Origin of the sequence: Daejeonella sp. (genome assembly GCF_044232565.1) — a bacterium.
GTDB lineage: Bacteria > Bacteroidota > Bacteroidia > Sphingobacteriales > Sphingobacteriaceae > Daejeonella.
Map to the genome: position 1 here is coordinate 1 of NZ_JBIILQ010000283.1, position 3,180 is coordinate 3,180.

3 protein-coding genes are annotated in these 3,180 nt (G+C 37.3%); 2 read left to right on the forward strand and 1 reads right to left on the reverse strand.

What is annotated here, in order from left to right:
* Together ACILQF_RS12065 and ACILQF_RS12070 are read left to right on the forward strand one after the other, a co-directional pair.
* Nucleotides 1–380: gliding motility-associated C-terminal domain-containing protein (locus tag ACILQF_RS12065; RefSeq protein ID WP_395627653.1), on the forward strand; the 380-nt coding region annotated here is incomplete at its 5' end.
* Between the two features lie 98 nt (nucleotides 381–478).
* A complete protein-coding gene (locus ACILQF_RS12070) occupies nucleotides 479–1,405 on the forward strand; it encodes a PorP/SprF family type IX secretion system membrane protein (protein ID WP_395627654.1) in 927 nt (308 codons plus the stop codon).
* Nucleotides 1,406–1,602: 197 nt separating this feature from the next.
* On the opposite strand, the gene ACILQF_RS12075 is transcribed toward ACILQF_RS12070, so the two are convergent.
* The gene (locus ACILQF_RS12075) at nucleotides 1,603–3,120 is read right to left on the reverse strand and encodes a sialate O-acetylesterase (RefSeq protein ID WP_395627655.1); all 1,518 of its coding nucleotides are present in this window, start codon (nucleotides 3,118–3,120) and stop codon (nucleotides 1,603–1,605) included.
* Nucleotides 3,121–3,180: the final 60 nt, after the last annotated feature.

Genomic DNA, 3,180 nt, shown 5'->3' on the forward strand with positions numbered 1-3,180 from the left:
CAGACCCTGTAGCGGGTAGGACGAGCTTCAAAATTGTTGTTCGAGTGACAGATCGAGACGGAAACATCCTTAATAAACTCTTGGAAATCACGCGGACACGCCCGTCGATTAATGATATAGTTATTTACAACACATTCACTCCTAATGGAGACGGGATTAACGATACCTGGGGCGTTCCAGATATTAGGTCGTATTTGGGAGCAAGAGTTCAAGTGTTTGAGCGTAGCGGAGTTAGAGTTTTCTATACCGAAGATCCTGATGTGCGTTGGGACGGTACTTACAAGGGTAAGGAAGTGCCAGTAGGTACCTACTATTGGGTGATTGAGATTAAGGAAAATTTAGGAACTCGTAGAGGTCTGTTGAATTTATTGAGAAAGTAAAAAAATAATTATCAATTGACATTGGATGAATGATATTCAGAACTTGTTAATTGGAAAAATTAGGCTAGTAATTACTAGTCAATACATTTGAAAAATCTATGAAAAAATTAGTGATATTCTGTCTTGCACTACTAATAAGTGTTGCAGTTTTGGGTCAATCTAGGAAATATATTTCCCAGTTCAGCCACTTACAGAGTTATTATAATCCGGGTTTGACGGCTTATGAGGGCTCCATGGTTAAGACTTTTGTACGCAATCAATGGGCTGGATGGGAGGGTGCACCCAAGACCTATTTCGTATCAGCAGAGCTAGATTTTTCAGATCTTCGTGGTTCTGGATCTTTTGGTAAAAATGCTATTGGAATCAATCTACTTAATGATGAATATGGTGCTTTTCGTGAGACTGAACTTATTTTAAGTTATTCTACCAGAGTGATGCTGAGTGAGAATTTAAGTTTGCGCCTTGGAGCTGGACTTAACATGAATCATATCCGTTTAGACGGCAATAATTTGATGGCTGAGCAATTGGATGACCAAATAATCAATCAGTATTTAGGGGATTTTGCCAATATGAGAGTACTTGATTTTAATTTAGGCCTATCATTGACACATCCGAACTACTACTTGTCATATGGCAGACATAACGTTAATAGAGGTGGAATTAGTAAGGGAGATGTTTTTATGGAAGGTAAACCCGTACTTAGCGTCGCTCAAGCTGGATATCGAAATAAAATCAATGATCAAGTTAAAGGTGTAATCAATGCAATGTGGCGAAGTCAAAATGACCTTCCCGACAATTTGGAATTTAATCTTAAACTATTGCTTCTTGATAAGTTTTGGGTAGGTGGTGGTCATCGGGTAAATTATGCAAATAGTGCCCAGTTAGGGGTATTGATAGGAAAGAAGAGATTAGGATATGTATATGAATGGCCTATTCCCACTAGTTATTTAATTCCTAACCCAACCCATGAATTTATGCTAAGTATACCCTTGTTTAAAAAGCAGGAAGGTGTGGGACTTTGGTAAAATTAAACACCTCAGTTTGTTTTTCAGCTAAAAAATTTCGGAGCTTTCACTGAGAGATCTTTATAAGGTCTTTCCGCGGAAGTACAGCGAAGCAATCTATTTTTTAAAAAATTCACTTTTAAGATTGCTTCGTTCCTGTTGAGTGCCAAAATAAGCTATGTTTTTCCCATTTTTTACAAATGTTTTGTAAAATTATTTTATTCCACTTCTAATTTAAAGGTGGATGCAGGTAATTTTTCTGAATTGATCAAATTGGCATCTGTAAACGATTTCCATCCATAATAAATGGTTTCTGGTTTTTCTGTTAAGGGAATAATTACTCTTTTATTTCTTATGCTTGCTGGGACATCATTTTTACCATCTATTGAAAATCCGCGTAGCGATTTATCATCGGAGGTGGATAAGAAAGCACTCATGTTTTTAAATTTGACAATTAGATTTCCTGATTTATATTTCGCATTTCGGGCTAGGGGACCAGCATGAATGATATTTTGACGATATGTTTTTGCCAATGCCCATTGAGCGAGCCGTGCGCCAACATCTTTTTTATTTGTTGGGTGTACATCATTTCTAAAACCGATATCACTTGTAACGGCCATGCCGCTATTCGGAATTAGCTGAAGCATTTTTCTTTGTTCATCTCTAAAATTTGGCCATAACTGGCCCTTGTATTGAACTGTATCTATGGATGATAACTGTACGAAATAGAATGGCATTTTTGGGTTTCCCCATTGGTTCCGGTAGTCGCTGATCATGAGTGCCGAAAGTGCGGCATACTCATTTACCCGTTCAATTTCTTGAGCATTACTTTCCCCTTGGTAGCAAAGAACTCCCTTGATTGGCATGTTTAAAATAGGTTCAATACCCGATTTATAGGCAAATCCGGTTTTAAAGGGATGATTTCTTCCATTTTCATCCTCCTGAATATTTTCTTTTCCAGTGGTATTTTGTCTGCCACGCTCTCTTGCCCAAACAGGCAAAGAACTATTTTTAAGCCAGTCGCCCGCCGCTTTGTCAGCAAAAGCAGCACTGGTTTTTAAGCTTTTTAAACTGATAAATGTCTCAAGAGGAGCCCCTCCAATAGAAATGTTTATCAGTCCGATAGGAATCCCCGTTTCATTACTTACCTTTTTTCCAAAATAATAAGCAACAGCGCTCATGGCTTTAAAAGTATTTAAATCGCAGGACTCCCATTCACCTTGGTAAAAATCGTTTGGGTTTAGTTTTTTAATTATGGAGTCTGAAAATGGGATATTGTAGGTGTTTTTCCCTGCGTATGTAGGATTGAAAAAGCGGATGTTGGCCTGATTACTTTCCTTGATTTCAGATTTATAATGCATTTCTTTTGACATGGGCCATTCCATATTCGACTGACCGATGCAAAGCCATATATCTCCAATGAGAATGTTTTTCAGCTCGATTTTTTCTTTTTCACTCTCAAGAATGAGGGATTGAGCCTTTGTATTATATTTCTGACTTTTGAAGATAGCTAGCCAAGTGGAATCGCTGTTTACCTTAATAGTTTGCTTTTTATTAGCGAACTCAATTGAGAGCGATTCGCCGGGAAGTCCCTTACCCCAAAAACGGATGGGTTCATTCTGTTGTAAAACCATATTATTTGAGAAGATTTTAGCCAGTTTGATTTGAGCGGACCCCAGAAAAGGGAAAAGCAATAAAAATAGTAGGATAGTACTTTTGCAGAATTTTAGATTCATTTGTAGGCTTTAAATTTGAAATCTATGAATTATTAATGATTTTTCTAGTTTTTTTAAATG